Below are 18,675 nucleotides of genomic sequence, written 5' to 3'. Positions count from 1 at the left end.
GTAGTCCTTGCCTTATAAACAATTCCTTATAGATATCCACTATCTTTACTTTTAATTAGATAAAGCAACCTCTTAAGGAATATTTATTATTATTCATAACTTTTTATAAAAATACTTTAAGCTATTCCTTTAAGATGAATATATGTTGTGCCGAAAATCCTCGAGACGCCTGAGGAAAGCGACCGAATTTTCGTCAGGTAACAACGTGATCGTTTAACAGAGCTTATTAAAAAAAACGCATGAAACCAAGGAATGGTTCCCCTGTTTCATGCGTTTTTTAGTTACTTGAAAACATATGAACATAATAATAGTTTTTATTTGAATCTAACGCTATACCTACACCAATATTTGTATACTTTTCATTTAAAATATTGGCACGATGTCCTTCAGAATTCATCCAGGCAGTTACAACATTACTTGAATTTTTATATCCATGAGCAATATTTTCCCCAAACGTTCTATACGTATAACCAAACCCCTCTGCCATGTCCCAAGGTGCACCATATAAAGGAGACTCATGTTCAAAATAATTATGCATGACCATATCCTGCGCTTTGACAAATGCAATTTGATTAAGTTCGGGATCTTCCACTAATGTAGGCATACCCATTTTTTCCCGCTCTTTATTGACAAGTTGAATTGTTTCCAATACAAATTTATCATTACCTTGCTTAATCGTTTTATATTCTTTTACGAATGGATCGTATAATACATTATTCACACTAGGATCTTCTTTAAACTTAGCACTCTTATCAAGCAAAACTATCATTTGCGCACGTGTAACAGCTTGAGTAGGAGCAAACGAATTTTTCGATACTCCAGTGGAAATACCATTTTTCGCAAGAAAAGCTATGTACGGTTTTGCCCAGTAGTCCTCTGGTACATCATGAAAAGGCAATTCCACATCCTGTTCTACTGTAAACTCATACATTAACACGATAATTTTAGAAAGATGAGCCCTTGTTAATGATTTATTTGGATGAAAGTACTCACCATCTTTAAATATTCCAACTTTCGTGAGTGCAGCAATTTCATTGTATGCTGAATGCTCCAAACTTACGTCTTTATATGCCGGTTTATAATCACCTACTTCTGGTAGTTCAATAATTTTACTAATAATTTTTGCTGCTTGTGCCCTTGTTATAGATTCATGTGGACGAAATGTTCCGTCTTCATATCCTGTAATTATTTCTTGTTTTTGATTGGATAATAAATAAGGATAATACCATGCTTGCTCTTGCACATCCTTAAAAATAGAAGCACTTGCAACGGACGGGAGCAAAGTAACTATTGCTAAAACCATAATCATGGACTTACTTAATAGCTTCATATAAACACCTCCTCTTTTATTATACAGAAAAACCCCACCATTTTTACAAATGAGAGGATTTTTTTTATTATTTGAGTTAATTTCATATTGCTTTGTCATTAAAATTCGAACATTATCACTTTGTTAATTGAAGCGGCAGGCGGCGACTCCAGCGGAATGAGCGATACAGATAAGACATCACAAACGACGCACAGTGGCGGTGATGGCTTATCGCTCACCCCGCGGAAAGCGTCCGCCTAAAGCGGAAATCAACTATACTTTATTCCGTGTAATATACAGATTTCTTTAGTCTAAAAAAAACACTAATGAACACTTTTCGAGCAGTAAAATCCAAACTTTATTTTCTAATTCAGAAAACTCTTACCCCTTTATATGTTTAATAACTTGCTTTTACATACATACTTTCTATTAATAATTTCATCGTTTCATTCATACTTATAACAATACGTTTTTCCATAAAAGAATCGAGGTTCCTCATGTCTAAGAAAATCATCTGGATTTCAATTATTTCCTGTCTTATAATTGGTGGCGTCGTCTATGCAAGTAGTTTCTATAAAGATGTTTCCACTACGATAGAAGCAATACATGAACCTGAAATACGAAAGGTTTCTGAATTAAGGACTACAGAAGTGGAATTAGTCCAAAAAGAACCTTTTTCATTACTCCTGCTTGGTGTCGATGAACGGGAGAGTGACAAAGGCCGCTCTGATACAATCATCGTGTTAACTGTTAACCCGACGACTAATTCAACGAAAATGGTTAGTATTCCCCGAGATACATATACAGAAATCATCGGAAAAGATAGGTTAGATAAAATCAATCATGCGTACGCTTTTGGCGGAATTGAGATGGCTATGCAATCAGTTGAGGGCTTGCTTGATATTCCTATTGACTACGTCATACAAGTAAATATGGAAAGCTTTCTAGAAATCGTAGATATTATTGGTGGAGTTACTGTCGATAATGAAACAGCTTTTGAAGTATTTGGTTATACTTTTAATGAAGGAAGCATTCATTTAAACGGAGAACAAGCACTAGATTATGTTCGGATGCGAAAGGACGATCCACTTGGTGACTTTGGAAGACAAGCTAGACAAAAACAAGTACTCCAAGCCATCTTAAAAGAAGGTGCTTCCATTAAGAGTCTTTGGAATTACAAGGATGTATTGGGAAGCTTTGAAAAAAATATCCGAACAAATATGACCTTTGAACAAATGGTGGATATACAAAAAGGATATAAAAATGCACTAAACCAAATGGATACTTTGTCTTTTGAAAAGGGAGAAGGCAAGCTTCTGGATGGTATCTGGTACTATATGATGGATGAAGAAGAGTTGAATAATGTTACCGGAAAATTGAAGGAGCATTTGGAGATTGAATAATCCAGCTCTTTGCATTCGCAAACAGTTATTTTTAATTCTGATTTACCAATATCCCACCGAGAACGTAACGACTTACCTGCAAGCTTGTCAAATAACATCTGAAACACGAGAAATCCCCCCAAAAAAACGACAAAACCGTTTATTGGGGGTTTTTAGCTTGGGAGAAAATGTGGTAGCCTATGTTGTTCCAATTGGTAAGGAAACCGTCACTACAGAAGCATTAATCAGCTTTTTAGCAGCCTCACACCATGTAGAAGAATCATTTACTGTTACCGACATTTTCAATTTGTATTCTTTACCTTCTGTTCCCTCCGCAGAATTTGATGAACATGCCCCTAATAAAAGCATTGCAGCTAACCCAAGCGAACCTAATTTCCAACCTTTATGGGCTTATTAGACAGCCCCTCTTAATATAAGATTAATAGGAATGATATCTATCAAGACTCTTGGATAACTTTAATAAATTTCTCTAATCGATCTAATCCTTCTACTAGTACTGGCATCGCATAGGCATACGAAATTCGAATATATCCTTCTCCAAAAGGTGTAAATGTGCTACCAGGAACAACAGCTACCCCACCTTCATGCAATAGCTTCGTTGCAAAATCAAAAGAATTCAACCCTATAGTTTCTATTGAAGGAAAAATATAAAATGCCCCATTTGGCTTTTCTACATGCAGGCCCATCGCCATGAGACGATTGTACACATAGTCACGTCTCTTCACATATTCGACATTCATCTCATTTGGCGTATCTTTGGAGTTAGTTAACGCTTCAATTGCTGCATATTGACTTGGTAAAGAAGCACAAATTGTATTAAATGCATGCACTTTAACGACTTGCTGCATGACTTCTTCTGGTCCCATTAAAAATCCGATTCGCCAGCCCGTCATCGAATGTGATTTGGAGAGGCCGTGAATATAAAACAACTTATCTCTTAATTCTGTATAAGATGCAAATGAATGATGATTCCCAGAAAATGTGTTTTCACTATAAATTTCATCCGTTAAAATATAAACATCTTTTTCTACTAATAATTTCACTAGCTGATCCATCGTTTCTTTTGTAAGCACGACGCCAGTTGGATTGGATGGGTAATTAAAAAATACCGCTTTGGTTTTTTCCGTGATAAGTTCAGCAAGTTTTTCTGCTGAAGGTTGGAAATTCGTTTCTGTCGTATCTAAATAGACAACTTTAGCTCCACAAAATTGAATGACGGGTTCATATCCAGCATAGCAAGGAGCGGGTAAAATGACCTCGTCCCCTTCTTCCAAAATCGTTCGAAAAACAGTATCAATTGCTTCACTAGCTCCATTTGTAATAACGATTTCATTTTGAGGGTCGTAGGAAAATCCGTATTTATTCGTAAAAAAAGTGTTAACGGCTTGGCGGAGATCTAGTAACCCTGCATTATGTGAATAGCCAGTAAGATTCTGTTCGACTGCACGTATTCCAGCTTCCTTCACTGCTTGTGGTGTAGGAAAGTCCGGCTGGCCAATTGTTAAATTAATAGCATTTGGAAAATGGACTAACTGATTAGAGAACTGTCGAATACCCGGTACTTTTAATGCTTTCGCTCGTGGATTTAAAGTTAAAGACATTGTCTGTCATCCTTCTTTCTTTATTCATAGACTAAACCAATATACTGTTTACACTCATCTTATATAATAGTAATTTTGATGTAAATATATATAATAATAAAAGGGCTATGCAACCAAGTAATCTTAACCTGTTGCACAGCCCTCCTTTTATTTATTGTTGAAATTCTTCGCTTTCAAGACTTAGTTGCCATTCGATACCGAACTTGTCCTTCACAGAACCGTAGCATTTGCTCCAAAAAGTTTCTTGTAGCTCCATACCCACTTTTCCGCCTTCTTTAAGTGCTTCAAAAGCAGATCTGACTTCATCTTCATTTTTACTTACGATTGCTAAGCTAATATTATTACCTTGAATAAAAGGAGAACCAGGAAAAACATCCGAAAACATTACATTGCTTCCACTTAGGTTTAGTCGAGTGTGCATGACTAAATCTTTTGCTTCCTCTGGTAACGTGTAATCGGGACTTTGAGGTGCTTCACCGAAAGTCATAATTTGTGGTTTTTCTGTCTTAAAAACTTCTGCGTAAAACTCTGCAGCCTCGCGACAATTTCCATTAAAATTTAGATATACATCAACAGCCATTTGATACACTCCTCTTCTTTATATTGCTATTCATAAAATAATGAATGACAAGACTATTGTAGCATTTGACTGTTCTAAATAAAATATACCAAATTTACTTTTAATATACTTTATCACCATTGAATATGGAGTTTTTTACAACAACATAATCTACATTACGGATTGCTTCTAATTTATTGCCTCCAGCATAAGAAATAGAAGATTGAAGGTCTTGCTCCATTTCCTTCAAAGTATCTTCTAAAGGACCTTTATACTCAACAAACATTTTTTTGCCTTCTACGTTTTTCTTTTCGCCTTTTTGAAATTCGGAAGCAGAACCAAAATATTCTTTATATTGTTTACCATCTTTTTCTACCGTTACTCCTGGTGATTCCTCATGTCCGGCAAATAATGAACCAATCATGACCATAGATGCGCCAAAACGAACTGATTTTGCTATATCACCATGTGTACGAATTCCTCCGTCAGCAATAATCGGCTTACTTGCAGCTTTTGCACACCAACGTAGTGCAGCTAGTTGCCAACCACCCGTTCCAAATCCAGTTTTTATTTTCGTGATACATACTTTACCTGGCCCAATACCTACTTTTGTTGCATCTGCACCAGCATTTTCTAATTCTCTCACTGCTTCTGGAGTTCCTACATTTCCTGCAATAACAAAACTGTTTGGAATGTGCTTCTTAATATGTTGGATCATTGAAATTACTGCATTGGAATGACCATGTGCAATATCAATTGTAATAAATTCTGGTGTAAGTTGTTCATTTGCTAAATGTTGAACAAATTCATATTCTTCTTCTTTCACACCAACACTGATAGATGCGATTAATCCACGTGATTGCATATCTTTAATAAAAGTTACTCGTTTTTCAGGTTCAAAACGATGCATTATATAGAAGTAACCATTTTCCGCTAAGTAATTTGCAATTTTTTCATCTATAATCGTCTGCATATTCGCAGGTACTACAGGTAATTTAAATGTATGTTTACCTAATGTTACCGTTGTATCACATTCCGATCTGCTATTTACCACGCATTTCGCGGGAATTAATTGAATATCCTCATAGTCAAACACATTTTCCATGTATAACACTCCTAAATACGAATAATAATAGTTTTATTTATTTAAACGTTCGTCCATTGGATAATTTACATCATTTCGATACGTATGTCAAAGATTATTACTATTCATGTGAAGAAAAACGATGAGGAAACTAAAGAAATATATATTTTACACGGAATAAAGTATAGTTGATTTCCGCTATAGGCGGACGCTTTCCGCGGGGGGAGCGATAAGCCATCACCGCCGCTCACGCGTCGTTTGTGATGTCTTATCTGTCTCACTCATCCCGCTGGAGTCGCCGCCTGCCACTTCAATCAACAAAATGATAAATGTTCGTATTTTAATAATCATAAATTACACATACAACATAGAAACATACACACGTACCTTTAACCCCACTAACTCAAATCATGGATGAATTAACCTAATAGAATAAGTATTTAAGAAATGCTTTCAGCTTGAAGATAAAAGTATTTTTATAAATGGTTATAACTAAATAATAATAAATATTCCTGAAGAGGTTACTTTATCTAAAAAAGTAAAGATAGTGGATATCTATAAGGAATTGTTTATAAGGCAAGGACCACCACGAAGACTCCTGTGGGAACAGCTTGAGCAGAAGACACCGCAGGAACGCTTGAGGAAGGAAGGCTAAGAACGCCGGGTCCTGCGGCAACGCCTTCATGACCAACCTCGTGTTGGCCCGAGGCTGAAGCCAAGCCCACGGAAAGCGAAGTGGTGGTCCTTGCCGAATTTAATATACAATTCTATGCACCCAAAATTGAGTTTGTCTACAGTCTGTAAGCATTTAAGAAATGCTTTCTTTACTCTTCCTATCTACATGCATTTCAATTAATTTGATGCGATCGCTTAATTCTAAAACTGCTTGCATAATTTGATGATGCTCTGTTTTGGTTATATTCGTATGACGTTCCATCTGTTCAACAGATTCCTCTACTTTTTGAATACTTCGATTCATTACTCTTACCAGATATTCGACAGTCATATGTAATCAACTCCTTTTATTTAATTATTATTTTAAACATCCTCCAAATTATTTCAAATGTCAGAATTTATTATTTAATAAGAGAATGCCATTTACAAACGAAATAGATATTCAAAATTCAATTTTAAGGCCTTTTTAAACTCAAAAAAAAATTTTTGGACTTCATTTTCTAAATAAAGAATATACTATTTTTAAAGAGTAGAGGAGGAAATATGTGTGTATCCAAATCATGTTGACCCGGAAGAAATGGCTATGCGACAGGATTTAGATGTAATTGCTTCCCTTAATATGATTGGTGAAGGAGGTCCTGCTTTTATGATTGATGAAGATGAAGATGAAGTTGAAACTGAAACTGAAACTGAAACTGAAGCGAAAGTGCAAATCGTAGAGTCCGACCCTCCAGAAAATAATACCCATTAATACTCTTCCCCACATTTTGTGGGGTTTTTATATACTTCCAAAATAATAGATTGAATTCGATGGAATATTGTGATAAATTAGACAAAAGCATAAATGAAGCTAACACTTCATATTTAATTTAAAATAACGGTAAGCCTTCAAAAAGGAGTTATTCCATTGATCATACATAATCTCATCCGCGAGCATTTTGTTTCTATGTCCAAAAGTCAGAAAAAAATGGCAAACTATGTACTTGACCATCCAAGAGATATTGCCTTATGTTCTGCATCAGAACTTGGATCTAGAATTGGCATAAGTGAGTCTACAGTTATTCGTTTCTCCTATACAATAGGTTTCTCTGGATATGCCGAATTACAAAAGCTAATGCGCGAACATTATTTTATTAATGAACTAAGCTTAAAAAATACACAACAAACAGAAACTGATATTCCACAAAACAACAGTTTTCATAAACAAATAATGGAAAAAGATCGACAATCCATTCTCACTACTATGAATCAAATAGACGAAGCTTCTTATTACGCTGCTGTTCAACGTCTGTCGAAGGCTAAAACCGTTTACGTGCTCGGACTTCGCACGTCTTATTCCGCAGCCAATTGGCTTTCTTTTTCTTTAGGGCTTGTGAAAGAAAACGTACATTTTATGCGTCCTGAAACAGAAGATGTTATTCGTACAATTACTCAAATGAATGCAAATTCTGTTGTAATAATTATTTCTTTTCACCGTTATCTGAAGGAAACGATTCAAATTGCCGAACTTGTTCGTAAACAAAAAGCATATATTATTGGTTTAAGTGATTCCATGCTTGCCCCAATTCATGTTCATAGCGATGTTTTATTTCCTATTTATTCACAAAATAAATCGACTTTTGATGTAGTATCCCCTCTTTTCTCTTTTATGAATGCCATTGTTTCTGGACTAATAGTAGAACAAAAAGACGCATTTAGAAATAGGCAAGAATTGTATCAAAATATACCTAGTAATTTTCTGTTTGAAGAAGGTGACCAATAATAATTCAAGCATCACCGGAAATATCACCCACTATTGAAGCTGTTTTTCACTATTTTGTTTCGAATTGGCGATACTACATGTAACAACTGCTACGCTAAGATGAATGGTGTTGGGATAAACGCGCAGGTGGTTTACCCTCTGATCGTTTGTAAATCGGGTGGTAGATAACGAGTGGAGGAAAAATAGATGCCGGACATTAGGAAATTTGAACAACCCTTTCAAATCACCTTTACTGGACATAATCAACCGGTTTTAATGGAACCGTATTTATTTAGGCCAACTGAGGAAGCATATGAAGTACCAATTCCTCAACAAATTCAAGAAATGAAACTTACCGATCCTGAGCTAGCATTCAAATGGCGATTACAGATCAGAAAAATAATGCAAATATTATTTACGGAGAACTATGAATTATTAGCTGTTCGCAAAACAGATGAAACGGTCAACTATTATCAATTTGTCAAAAAATAACGATTACACAACATCCAAAGGGGTGACGACATGCACATAAAAAAGATAACCATACGTCAAATGAAAATGACGATGAAATCACCCTTTGCAACTAGCTTGGGTAGTTTTCAAGAGAAAGAATTTCTATTATTAGAAGTAACGGACGAACTAGGAAATACCGGCTGGGGTGAATCTACTGCTTTTTCTGCTCCTTGGTACTCTGAAGAAACTTTACAAACCAACTTACATATAATCCGAGATTTCTTAATTCCACTTGTGCTAAATAAAGAAATTAAGCATCCTGATGATGTTAGTCAAATCTTTTCCCCACTTCGGAAAAATAATATGGCCAAAGCAGCAGTAGAAGGTGCTATTTGGGACTTATATGCTAAACGTAATAAGCTATCACTTGCGGATGCGCTTGGAGGAACAGCTGAGAAAATAGAAGTAGGAATTAGTATCGGCATTCAAAAGAGTACAGAAGCATTGATTGAAGTCGTTCGTGGGTATATCCAAGAGGGCTACAAACGAATGAAAGTGAAAATTAAACCCGGATATGATGTAGAAGTAATCCGCTCCTTGCGAGAAGCTTTTCCAGAGGTTCCCCTTATGGCGGATGCGAACTCTGCGTATACATTAGATGATTTAGAATTATTGAAGCAACTAGATGAATTCGATTTAATGATGATTGAGCAACCCCTTGCTTCAGATGATATAATCGATCATGCCAAACTTCAAAAAGAATTAAAAACACCTATTTGTTTAGATGAAAGTATTCTTTCGCTAGAGGATGCACGAAAAGCAATAGACCTTGGTAGTACAAAAATTATTAATGTAAAAATTGGTCGTGTGGGAGGTTTAACCGAATCGAAAAAAATTCATGACTATTGTATGGAAAAGGGTATACCTATTTGGTGCGGGGGAATGCTAGAGGCTGGCATTGGACGAGCGCATAATGTCGCTTTAACTTCTCTCCCGAACTTTATCCTACCTGGCGATACAGCAAGTTCTTCCCGGTACTGGGAAGAGGATGTGATTACACCTGAGGTCGTTGCCATAGATGGATACATTACAGTTCCTGATGGGTATGGGATCGGCTACGAACCAAATCTAGAGGTTATGGAACGCTATACAGTGGAACATTTTACGTTTGAAGGATGATAATTAGAAGGATTGGGGTTACTTGTTAGCGAGTTGCTCCAAAAGTAGTGGCTACACTATTAGACATCACTCCTCCTATTATCCTAAAAACATTTCCAATTAGACAAATTCCCAGACGGTAGATGCGTCATTTATTATTTTCATGGTATAATAAGACATCCAAATAGAGATAGGAGCATCACAATGTTAAAAGATATTTTTATGGCTTTGTCAGAGAATCAAGTATTAAATGGGGCAGCAAAAAAATATGGTTTGAAAATGGGTGCACAGCATGTTGTGGCTGGAACAAACATTGAAGAAACAATGGAAAGCATTAAAAAATTAAATGCATTAGGTATTTCTTGTACTGTAGATAATTTAGGTGAATTTGTTTTCGAAAAGGAAGAGGCTTTAGAAGCAAAAGCTCAAATTATAGCAGTAGTTGAAGCAATTGAAGAACATCAAGTAGATGCGCATATTTCATTGAAGCCATCACAGCTTGGATTAGATATTGACTATGATTTTGCTTTAGAAAACTTAAAGGATATTGTAGCAGCTGCAAATAAATATGGTACTTTCATCAACATCGACATGGAGTCAACCAAACATTTGCAACCATCATTCGACATTTTGGACGAGCTATCTAAAGAATTTGATAATGTTGGTACAGTAATTCAAGCATACTTCTACCGCGCTGTAGAAGACATTCAAAAGTATAAAAACTTCCGCCTTCGTATCGTAAAAGGTGCTTACAAAGAACCTGCTGAAGTTGCATACCAAACAAAAGAAGAAATCGATAAAAACTATGTTGAATTAATCGAATGGCACTTACTAAACGGTAAATTCACTTCAATCGCAACACATGATCATAATGTCATTAACCACATTAAACAATTTATAAAAGAAAATGATATTCCATATGACAAATTTGAATTCCAAATGCTTTATGGATTCCGAACAGACATGCAGCAACAACTTGCAAAAGAAGGCTATAACTTCTGTACATACGTACCATTTGGTAAAGACTGGTACGGTTACTTCATGCGTCGTCTAGCAGAACGTCCACAAAACATGAACCTAGTAGTAAAACAATTATTCAACAAAAAAACAAACACATTTATCGGTATTGCTGCCGGTGCATTCGCACTTGGAAGACTAACAAAAAACAACAGAAACAAAAGATAAATGAGCAAAACTGCACTGCCTCCATGGCAGCGCAGTTTTTTCTGTATAAGAGAGTATACAAAGCTAACCAAAAACGTACAAGTGCAAAATGGGATCCTTTCGCATTTCTTGTAAAATTTCAATGGGGCAAATTGGATAATTAACAACCATGCAAAAACACCACATTCTACGGGGAAGATAGAATGTGGTGTTTTTTTAGATTAGTCGGTTGCGTTGGTTGCGCATATTTATAGGTATAGCTGGTTGCCCTAATGAAATCCCCCAATTAAACGTTGTTGTTAGAAGTTACCACTCTAGGTTGCTTATCAATAATTACTATTATTCTTTTACTAAGTTAATAGTAATTGAGTTAAATGAGAATACACCTAGAGTTTTATTAGAATTTGATGAGAATTTTATTCCCATGTGACAGAAAGTATTTTTCCAGAGATTGCATGAACTTGAATTGTTGCTTTGCTCGGCTTTTCTTTTGTACTTTCTTTGGTACTTTCTTTGGTACTTTCTTTGGTACTTTCTTTGGATTGTTTCTCAGGTAGTGCCGCTTTCATTACAATTAAGTAATAACCGCCCTCATTTGTTTTCACAAATGAGTTACTTTCCACAGTTCCTTTATATTGCTGTTGAGCCGTTTTAATCGCTTCTTCTTCTGAAATTAATACGGTTGCCGGTTTATTCGGTTTAACTTCAAGAACTGTTTCTATTACTTCCTCTTTATCTACTGTTAATGAAGCGACTTTTGATTGCTCTACCTCTTGAGTAGATTCTTCTACTTTCACTAGTTCAGTTTGGGACGATTCTTCTTTATTCGTTGCTGCTGTTTTTACTTCTTCTGTTTTACTTGAATCAGAAGTTAATACATCTTTAATTGCATCTTTAATAACTTCTTTAATCTGTTTTTCTTCCTTTTCTTCTTTTGCATTTTCTTCTGCATTAGAAATTGGAGGCTTTACTACTTTTACAGTAGTTTTTTCAGTAGCATTTTCAGTAGCTATAACTGTTTCCGATGGCTGTTTAGAAGCATCTTTTGGTTTTTTACTAATAATTATTTGTGTCGGAGGTTTCACTTCTTCAACATTTGTATTCGTTTCTTTAGGTGTTGTATTTTCAATGAGTGGTTTTTCCACAATTAGAATTGTATCATCCGTGATAGCATCTATAGATTCTGCTGTTTTATTATCTTTTTCAATAATAAGTGTGTCCGTTTGCTCTAGCGAATAAATTTCACCTGTAAGAGCATTCATTTCTACTAAATAAACTGCTCCGCTTTTTGTAATAACCGCTTTGTACATATCATTCATTTTCGTAATGCCTGCTACTTCTGCGCCATACATATGCTCAAGTTGGGAGCGGACTTCATTTTCAGATATCAACTGTTGGCTTGTTTGAGTGATCTTTAATAAAAGTAAAATTCCTACTGCACCTGTTATCACTATAAACATCAATAGAAATCTTTTTACTTTGAAAAATTTCATTCACGCTTTCCCTCCTCCAATTCTATTTTAATGGACAAACATTAAAAATCGCTGAGAATTGGACTATTTGGAATGAAAATATGAATAGTCGTTCCAAAGCCTACTGTACTTTCTATCGTCAATTGTGCAGACAGCCGCATGGCAATATCTTTTGCGATGGCCATACCGAGTCCTGTTCCACCTGTTTTTCTATTTCGATCTTCATCTACACGATAAAATCGGTCAAAAATATACTCTATATCTTTTTTCGAAATGCCATTTCCAAAATCCATAATAGAAATTGTCGTGCCCATTTCATCTTCTATAATGGACGTTTTGATTTCTTGTTCACTATACTTTCGAGCATTATCTAAAATAATAAAAAGTAATTGTCTTAATTGTTCAATATCCGTATTTGCATAAATTGGCCCTTCCCCTTTAAGTAAAAACTTACGATCATATGCAGTTCGCATAGATTTCAAAGTAGATTCTACTAAATCAAATACATCGATTGTTTGGAAATGATGCACATTGTAACCATTCCCTTTTGCCAGTAACAACATTTGAGAAATCATTTCTTTCATTCTACGAGTCTCGCTTATGATCACTTGTACGGATTCTTCAGCAATCGCCTTGTTCTCAAAGCCATGACGTGAGAGTAGCTTTGCATAGCTCTCTATAACGGTTAGAGGTGTCTTTAATTCATGTGAAGCATCCGATACAAATTGCTCTTGTTTTTTATAATTTTGCTCCAGTTGCACCATCATCTCATTAAAAGCAAAACCCATTTGTGCCATCTCGTCTTTCCCTTTAGGTCGGACGGCTATTTTTTCATAATTCCCTGATAGCCTACTTTGTGACATTGTATTAATTAATTTTTTAATGGGACTAGTGATAATATTACCGAGCGTTACACTAGAAGCAGTCATGAGAAGCATTCCAGCTATCGTCACACCAACTAATATAAGGCGTAAGAAGTCTAAGTTCTTTTCCACATCCAATAGTATTTTCATCGTCTGAACTTCTACAATGTCACCATTCAGCCAAATGACTGGTTTACTTATCGTTAAAATAGGCGCCCCTTGGAATGTTCCAATTGCATACCTATCTCCTACCTCAAGCTCTGGTATATAAGTATTCACCCCGTCTATCGTTTGTACAAACAATTCTGATTCTCCGTATTTATCAATTACTCGAATGCCACCAGTAGTAGGAATAAATGTGCGTAAAATAGTCGCCGCATCATCTTCCTCCTTCATTTTACTTAATGCAGTGATTAACTCATCTACATCTGTGTTAAGTTGTTTATATTCCGTATCAAAAGCCATTTTTTCAAATAAAAAATATACACCAATATTCATCATGCTTATGATGACTAACGTAAGGATAGTAGAAAATAGGTGTATTTTTGTTTTAAGCTTCATTCCTTTGCTCCTTCAGTACATACCCAACACCACGTACTGTTTGAATATGAGAAGGCTTTTGATTCTCCTCTAATTTTTTTCGAACATATCTTATGTAAACATCGACAACATTTGTGTCTCCATAATAATCATAGCCCCATACCGCATCTAATAGCTGCTCTCTTGTTAGGACTTGGGTAGGATGCTTCATTAAGTAAAGCAATAAATCATATTCACGAGGGGTTAAGTTAATCGACTCACCATCATTTGTGATTTCACGAGTTTGTTCGTTTAACATGAGTGAATGAAAAGTATGGACATTCTCTACTTTTATAGCAATAGATGGAGAGGATTTTGTAAACCGAATTGCTGAACGAGCTCGGGCGAGCAGCTCTTCAATTTCAAACGGCTTCGTCACATAATCATTTGCACCTAAATCCAAACCAGTCACTTTATCATCTAAATTACTTTTAGCAGTTAACAAAATAACAGGTGTATCCGATTCTGTCGCACGGATTCGTCTTAGTACATCTAAGCCATTTAAACCAGGCAACATTAAATCTAGCAGTACTAAATCCCACTGTTGTTCTCTATATTTAATCAGACCATCTGTCCCTGTATATGCAATATCTACCGCGTAGCCTTCGAATTCTAACTCCAATTGTAGAACACGAGCAATATTTTCCTCATCTTCAATAATTAAGACATTTTTCGTCATTCCGAAGCCTCCTCTTTCCTCCTATTTTATCACACAACATTAGAACATTTTAATACGCTCATTTTAATAAGGTATTGTTACAGTATTGTTACTGGTGCCAGGCACCAGTAACAATACTGTAACAATTATTTTGGAACGTAAATGAAAAAATTGGTTAGGTTAAGAATTTTATTTTGGGGGCTTTTTAGGTGTCACAATTTATTTTTGGAGCGTTTTGGTAGTTAAGAACTAAATTGTTGCAGGAAAATGCAAATTGTGACAATTGCGGTTCTATTTTTTTTGTTATATGGTGGAATCAAATCATTGGAGGTGTGTAATTTCTATGGGTAGAATGAGAAGAATTTGGCAACCGGAGATTTTTTATCATGTGACGATGCGGGGAAATAACCGACAGAATATATTTTTGAATGATGGGGACTTTAAGCTCTTTTTTCGTGCATTACACTTCACTTTCAAGAAATATCCATTTACTATCATTGCTTACTGCATGATGAATAATCATTATCATTTGCTTATTCGTTCACCAGAAGTGCCACTTTCAGATGTGATGGCACTCATTAACAAACGCTACTCAGAGTATTTCAAGCGGAAGTATAAGTATTTTGGTCAACTTTATGAAACGCGCTATTTTGCTAGCATGGTTTCTGATCCTATTAGTTTATTAAATGTGAGTAGCTATATTCACCATAACCCACTAAATACAACAAGACCTATCGTTGATAAAATAGAACATTATCCTTATAGCTCTTTTCAATATTACTATCAGCACAAAAAACCAGAGCACCCTTTTGTTAATACGCAATTGCTTCCAGCAATAATGGAAAGATACCCTGAAATAAAAACGAAAGACTATTGTACGTATTGCGAGAATTTCCGCATGGAAGAAGAAAAACCCTCTCTTTGTCAGTATAGCTTGTCATAAGACGAGGCCACTGAAAAAGTCTATTAATCATCTAGGTGATTCCGTTGCGGGCGGTCCCGTGAGCCTCCTTGTCGCAAACTCCTGCGGGGTATCAATTTGATGACTAAATGAAAGAAAAGTTGGCGAATATGCCCGCTGTACAGGAAAAGGTCAAGGTATTAAAAGAAGTCAATGAAGATTACGAAATGCAATTAAACTATTCAACGGATCTAGATGCTCTTGTCGGGCGTAAGACAACGGATTACGTATTATTACATCAGCAGTGGTGACAAACAGGCGAAAAAAGTGCCGTGCAATATCTACAAGAATTAATTTGAAAAAGAAAGCAACGGGCAAGGAAGTGGAAGCGGTTATTGGCGAAACAGCCTACTCAGGAAAAGACAATTAATTTATACAAACGAGTTAATTTCATAAATAGTACTTTGTCATTAAAATACGATCATTTATCACTTTGTTGATTGAAGCGACAGGCGGCGACTCCTGCGGGATGAGTGAAACAGAGAAGCCATCACAAACGACGCGTGGCGGCGGTGATGGCTTCTCACTCACCCCGCGGAAAGTGTATCCCATAGCGGAAATCAACTATACATTATACCGTGTAATATATATATTTCTTTAGTTTCCTTAGTATTTTTCGTGTTTATTTCATGTAAATTGGATCTGAAACAGATTTTGAAATTGCTGAACGAAGAGGAGAAATAGACAAAGAAATCCGGCACTTCCTGTTCAAACTTGAACAAGAACTGCCGGATTTTTGTTTAAAAAGAATTTACTGTTTTAAAAACGTAAGTTTTTCAGTGGTCTCACATAAGACAGGATTCTTTCTTTAGGCAATTGTTTCTTCACTAGGTATAAGGGAGAGCTTTTGATTAGCTACTTTACATGCTTCTACAAAAGCATGGAAAAGCGGTCGAATGGTTGAAACAGTGCCTTCCATCATTTCTGGATGCCATTGAACTGCTACGACGAAACGGTTACCTGTTTCCCATTCCATCCCCTCTATAATTCCGTCGGGAGCGATCATTGTTACTTTAAAACCTTGCCCTAGCTCTTTTACTGCCTGATGATGAAAACTATTTACCCCAAGCTCATCCGATTGATAAATTTCATAGAGTATAGACTCTTTCTCAATACTCACTGGGTGAAATGCATGATGCTTCACTGCTTTATGGACAGAATGATTCATTCCTTCGGGCATTTGAGTTTGCAAGTCTTGGTAAAGTGTTCCGCCTGTTGCAACTGTTAATAACTGCATCCCACGACATATCCCAAGTACAGGTAATGATGTCTCTAATAAAACCTTTTGCGCTAACTTTACTTCATGGTTATCGCGTTTTGGTTCAATCAATCCAAGTCCAAATCTAGGGTATTCTCCATAGTAATTTGGATCGATATCCGATCCTCCAGAAAATAATATTCCATCTAGCTTTTGCAAAAGAGGTGTTAACGTTTCTAAATCCTCCGTAATAGGTAAAATTACCGGCACTCCACCTGCACGTTCTATCGCAACAATATAATCGTCTGCAAGCAGTTGCCATTCTTGATTTTTAGCACCTATTCCAGATGCTAGTCCAACAGTATCATCAGTTAAATAATTTGCACAAATACCAATAAGTGGTTTCATTGTTCGTCTCCCCGTTCCAATGCAAAATGACATAAAATGATCACTCCAATATGAAAGGAGCGACACCTTTTACTCTATTCTTTTATTTCAACAACCCATCCAAAAGGATCTAATAGATTACCTTTTTGAATTCCTGTTAATGTTTCATATAATTTGGATGAAAGCTCACCAGTTTCGCCGTTATTCACATAAAATAACTCGCCTTTCCAGCGAAGCTCGCCTATTGGAGAAATAACAGCGGCCGTTCCCGTTCCAAAAGCCTCATCTAATTTTCCATTGAGATAAGCTTCACGAATTTCTTCCATGGAAACTTTACGCTCTGTAACTGGAACATTCCAATGCTTTAATAGTTGGATAATCGATTTACGCGTAATACCGTCTAAAATACTACCGTTTAAAGAAGGAGTTACAACTTCTCCATCAATTTTGAAGAATACATTCATGCTACCTACTTCTTCAATATATTTTCGTTCAATCCCATCTAACCAAAGTACCTGTGAGTACCCTTCACGATCTGCCACTTCCTGCGCTTTTAAACCGGAAGCATAGTTTCCTGCAGTTTTCGCAGTACCAGTCCCCCCTGCAACAGCACGAACATACTCGTTTTCAACAAGAATTTTAACAGGGTGAATACCCTCTTTATAATAAGAACCTACAGGTGACATGATAATGATGAAACTATAAGTAAGAGCAGCGGAAACCCCCAAATGAGCCTCGGTTGCAATCATAAATGGTCGAATATATAAAGATGTACCAGGTTCAGCTGGAATCCATTCTTTATCAACCTCAATTAACTGCTTCAATGCTTCAATCGCATGATCTTCATCGATTTTTGGCATGCTTAGTCTGTCACATGAAATGTTCAAACGCTTCATATTTTCTTCTGGACGGAATAAACGGACAACACCGTCTTCTGCTAGATAAGCCTTCATGCCTTCAAAAACTGTTTGCCCATAATGAAAAATAGTTGCAGAAGGATCTAAAGTTATTGGCTGATAAGGGACAATTCGATAATCATGCCAGCCTACACCATCTGTATAATCTGCAATAAACATATGGTCCGTAAATGTTCTACCAAATAGAAGTTGATCTGCTGGTACTTTTTCTTTTTTGTTTTCATTTTTTGTAATTTGAATTTTTAGACTACTCATGTCGTAATTTTCCCCTATCAATAAAATTTATTAAATTGCAACTAGTTTCTATGTGCAATATATTATATGCAATTATACTACTTTTAAGAAAATTGGAAATACCTTTTTAAAATTAATTTCAAAAACTTTAGTACATAATCAATTTCATAATTCCAATTTACATAAAAACACGAACATTACTAAAGAAAACTAAAGAAATATATATATTACACGGAATAAAGTTTAGTAGATTTCCACT

General features: G+C 35.9%; 19 protein-coding genes. 9 read left to right on the top strand and 10 right to left on the bottom strand.

Going from position 1 to position 18,675, the window contains the following annotated elements; translation table 11 throughout:
• Positions 1 to 277: 277 nt before the first annotated feature.
• Positions 278 to 1,330, bottom strand: coding sequence for a CAP and S-layer homology domain-containing protein (locus MHH81_RS04130; protein WP_340918208.1), 1,053 nt, complete (start codon positions 1,328 to 1,330; stop codon positions 278 to 280).
• 476 nt (positions 1,331 to 1,806) lie between these two features.
• On the opposite strand from MHH81_RS04130, the gene MHH81_RS04125 reads away from it, so the two are divergent.
• Complete coding sequence (locus MHH81_RS04125) at positions 1,807 to 2,712, top strand: LCP family glycopolymer transferase (RefSeq protein WP_340918206.1); 906 nt, start codon at positions 1,807 to 1,809, stop codon at positions 2,710 to 2,712.
• A complete protein-coding gene (locus MHH81_RS04120; RefSeq protein ID WP_340918204.1) occupies positions 2,705 to 3,109 on the top strand; it encodes a hypothetical protein in 405 nt (134 codons plus the stop codon). The genes MHH81_RS04125 and MHH81_RS04120 overlap by 8 nt, the downstream gene beginning before the upstream one ends.
• A 40-nt stretch (positions 3,110 to 3,149) precedes the next feature.
• Here the strand turns inward: MHH81_RS04120 and MHH81_RS04115 are convergent, their stop codons facing one another.
• From MHH81_RS04115 to MHH81_RS04100, 4 genes are all read right to left on the bottom strand, one after another.
• Positions 3,150 to 4,313: an aminotransferase class I/II-fold pyridoxal phosphate-dependent enzyme gene (locus tag MHH81_RS04115; protein WP_340918202.1), complete on the bottom strand. Its 1,164-nt coding sequence runs from the start codon at positions 4,311 to 4,313 to the stop codon at positions 3,150 to 3,152.
• 151 nt (positions 4,314 to 4,464) lie between these two features.
• A complete protein-coding gene (locus tag MHH81_RS04110; protein ID WP_340918200.1) occupies positions 4,465 to 4,893 on the bottom strand; it encodes a VOC family protein in 429 nt (142 codons plus the stop codon).
• 100 nt (positions 4,894 to 4,993) lie between these two features.
• A complete protein-coding gene (gene guaC, locus MHH81_RS04105) occupies positions 4,994 to 5,977 on the bottom strand; it encodes a GMP reductase (protein WP_340918197.1) in 984 nt (327 codons plus the stop codon).
• A gap of 787 nt (positions 5,978 to 6,764) precedes the next feature.
• On the bottom strand, positions 6,765 to 6,962 hold the full coding sequence (locus MHH81_RS04100; protein WP_340918195.1) for a hypothetical protein: 198 nt from the start codon (positions 6,960 to 6,962) through the stop codon (positions 6,765 to 6,767).
• Between the two features lie 216 nt (positions 6,963 to 7,178).
• On the opposite strand from MHH81_RS04100, the gene MHH81_RS04095 reads away from it, so the two are divergent.
• From MHH81_RS04095 to MHH81_RS04075, 5 genes are all read left to right on the top strand, one after another.
• Positions 7,179 to 7,382 (top strand): hypothetical protein, encoded by a 204-nt coding sequence (locus MHH81_RS04095; protein WP_340918194.1) that lies wholly within the window; start codon positions 7,179 to 7,181, stop codon positions 7,380 to 7,382.
• Positions 7,383 to 7,538: 156 nt separating this feature from the next.
• Complete coding sequence (locus MHH81_RS04090; RefSeq protein WP_340918192.1) at positions 7,539 to 8,393, top strand: MurR/RpiR family transcriptional regulator; 855 nt, start codon at positions 7,539 to 7,541, stop codon at positions 8,391 to 8,393.
• Between the two features lie 186 nt (positions 8,394 to 8,579).
• Entirely contained in the window at positions 8,580 to 8,864 is a 285-nt protein-coding gene (locus MHH81_RS04085) for a hypothetical protein (RefSeq protein ID WP_340918190.1), read from the top strand.
• Between the two features lie 30 nt (positions 8,865 to 8,894).
• The gene (gene menC, locus MHH81_RS04080) at positions 8,895 to 10,004 is read left to right on the top strand and encodes an o-succinylbenzoate synthase (RefSeq protein ID WP_340918188.1); all 1,110 of its coding nucleotides are present in this window, start codon (positions 8,895 to 8,897) and stop codon (positions 10,002 to 10,004) included.
• A 183-nt stretch (positions 10,005 to 10,187) separates the two neighbouring features.
• Complete coding sequence (locus MHH81_RS04075) at positions 10,188 to 11,168, top strand: proline dehydrogenase family protein (protein ID WP_340918184.1); 981 nt, start codon at positions 10,188 to 10,190, stop codon at positions 11,166 to 11,168.
• 395 nt (positions 11,169 to 11,563) lie between these two features.
• Here the strand turns inward: MHH81_RS04075 and MHH81_RS04070 are convergent, their stop codons facing one another.
• Genes MHH81_RS04070 through MHH81_RS04060 form a run of 3 tightly spaced genes read right to left on the bottom strand, consistent with a single transcriptional unit; the run spans position 11,564 to position 14,740 of the window.
• On the bottom strand, positions 11,564 to 12,640 hold the full coding sequence (locus MHH81_RS04070) for a hypothetical protein (RefSeq protein ID WP_340918182.1): 1,077 nt from the start codon (positions 12,638 to 12,640) through the stop codon (positions 11,564 to 11,566).
• A 41-nt stretch (positions 12,641 to 12,681) separates the two neighbouring features.
• Positions 12,682 to 14,043 (bottom strand): sensor histidine kinase, encoded by a 1,362-nt coding sequence (locus MHH81_RS04065; RefSeq protein WP_340918180.1) that lies wholly within the window; start codon positions 14,041 to 14,043, stop codon positions 12,682 to 12,684.
• Positions 14,033 to 14,740, bottom strand: a complete 708-nt coding sequence (locus MHH81_RS04060; protein ID WP_340918177.1) for a response regulator transcription factor — start codon at positions 14,738 to 14,740, stop codon at positions 14,033 to 14,035. The genes MHH81_RS04065 and MHH81_RS04060 overlap by 11 nt, the downstream gene beginning before the upstream one ends.
• 322 nt (positions 14,741 to 15,062) lie before the next feature.
• On the opposite strand from MHH81_RS04060, the gene MHH81_RS04055 reads away from it, so the two are divergent.
• Together MHH81_RS04055 and MHH81_RS04050 are read left to right on the top strand one after the other, a co-directional pair.
• Positions 15,063 to 15,662 (top strand): transposase, encoded by a 600-nt coding sequence (locus MHH81_RS04055; RefSeq protein ID WP_340918175.1) that lies wholly within the window; start codon positions 15,063 to 15,065, stop codon positions 15,660 to 15,662.
• 128 nt (positions 15,663 to 15,790) lie between these two features.
• On the top strand, positions 15,791 to 15,931 hold the full coding sequence (locus MHH81_RS04050) for a hypothetical protein (RefSeq protein ID WP_340918173.1): 141 nt from the start codon (positions 15,791 to 15,793) through the stop codon (positions 15,929 to 15,931).
• A gap of 557 nt (positions 15,932 to 16,488) precedes the next feature.
• On the opposite strand, the gene MHH81_RS04045 is transcribed toward MHH81_RS04050, so the two are convergent.
• Both MHH81_RS04045 and MHH81_RS04040 read right to left on the bottom strand, forming a co-directional pair.
• A complete protein-coding gene (locus tag MHH81_RS04045) occupies positions 16,489 to 17,286 on the bottom strand; it encodes a gamma-glutamyl-gamma-aminobutyrate hydrolase family protein (protein ID WP_340918170.1) in 798 nt (265 codons plus the stop codon).
• A 74-nt stretch (positions 17,287 to 17,360) separates the two neighbouring features.
• Positions 17,361 to 18,437 carry a branched-chain amino acid aminotransferase gene (locus MHH81_RS04040; protein ID WP_340918168.1) on the bottom strand — a complete coding sequence of 359 codons (1,077 nt, stop codon included), beginning with the start codon at positions 18,435 to 18,437 and terminating at the stop codon, positions 17,361 to 17,363.
• Positions 18,438 to 18,675: the final 238 nt, after the last annotated feature.

Origin of the sequence: Psychrobacillus sp. FSL H8-0484, assembly GCF_038005325.1 — a bacterium.
Classification (GTDB): Bacteria; Bacillota; Bacilli; order Bacillales_A; family Planococcaceae; genus Psychrobacillus.
Note: the sequence above shows the minus strand (reverse complement) of the source record. Positions and strands in the feature narration are given on the sequence as shown.

Coding starts and splice junctions, on each gene's coding strand:
- MHH81_RS04125 (WP_340918206.1), top strand. CDS start 1,807: ATGTCTAAGAAAATCATCTGGATTTCAATTATTTCCTGTCTTATAATT.
- MHH81_RS04110 (WP_340918200.1), bottom strand. CDS start 4,893: ATGGCTGTTGATGTATATCTAAATTTTAATGGAAATTGTCGCGAGGCT.
- MHH81_RS04085 (WP_340918190.1), top strand. CDS start 8,580: ATGCCGGACATTAGGAAATTTGAACAACCCTTTCAAATCACCTTTACT.
- MHH81_RS04070 (WP_340918182.1), bottom strand. CDS start 12,640: ATGAAATTTTTCAAAGTAAAAAGATTTCTATTGATGTTTATAGTGATA.
- MHH81_RS04065 (WP_340918180.1), bottom strand. CDS start 14,043: ATGAAGCTTAAAACAAAAATACACCTATTTTCTACTATCCTTACGTTA.
- MHH81_RS04075 (WP_340918184.1), top strand. CDS start 10,188: ATGTTAAAAGATATTTTTATGGCTTTGTCAGAGAATCAAGTATTAAAT.
- MHH81_RS04115 (WP_340918202.1), bottom strand. CDS start 4,313: ATGTCTTTAACTTTAAATCCACGAGCGAAAGCATTAAAAGTACCGGGT.
- MHH81_RS04045 (WP_340918170.1), bottom strand. CDS start 17,286: ATGAAACCACTTATTGGTATTTGTGCAAATTATTTAACTGATGATACT.
- MHH81_RS04060 (WP_340918177.1), bottom strand. CDS start 14,740: ATGACGAAAAATGTCTTAATTATTGAAGATGAGGAAAATATTGCTCGT.
- MHH81_RS04130 (WP_340918208.1), bottom strand. CDS start 1,330: ATGAAGCTATTAAGTAAGTCCATGATTATGGTTTTAGCAATAGTTACT.
- MHH81_RS04100 (WP_340918195.1), bottom strand. CDS start 6,962: ATGACTGTCGAATATCTGGTAAGAGTAATGAATCGAAGTATTCAAAAA.
- MHH81_RS04040 (WP_340918168.1), bottom strand. CDS start 18,437: ATGAGTAGTCTAAAAATTCAAATTACAAAAAATGAAAACAAAAAAGAA.
- menC (WP_340918188.1), top strand. CDS start 8,895: ATGCACATAAAAAAGATAACCATACGTCAAATGAAAATGACGATGAAA.
- MHH81_RS04050 (WP_340918173.1), top strand. CDS start 15,791: ATGCCCGCTGTACAGGAAAAGGTCAAGGTATTAAAAGAAGTCAATGAA.
- guaC (WP_340918197.1), bottom strand. CDS start 5,977: ATGGAAAATGTGTTTGACTATGAGGATATTCAATTAATTCCCGCGAAA.
- MHH81_RS04055 (WP_340918175.1), top strand. CDS start 15,063: ATGGGTAGAATGAGAAGAATTTGGCAACCGGAGATTTTTTATCATGTG.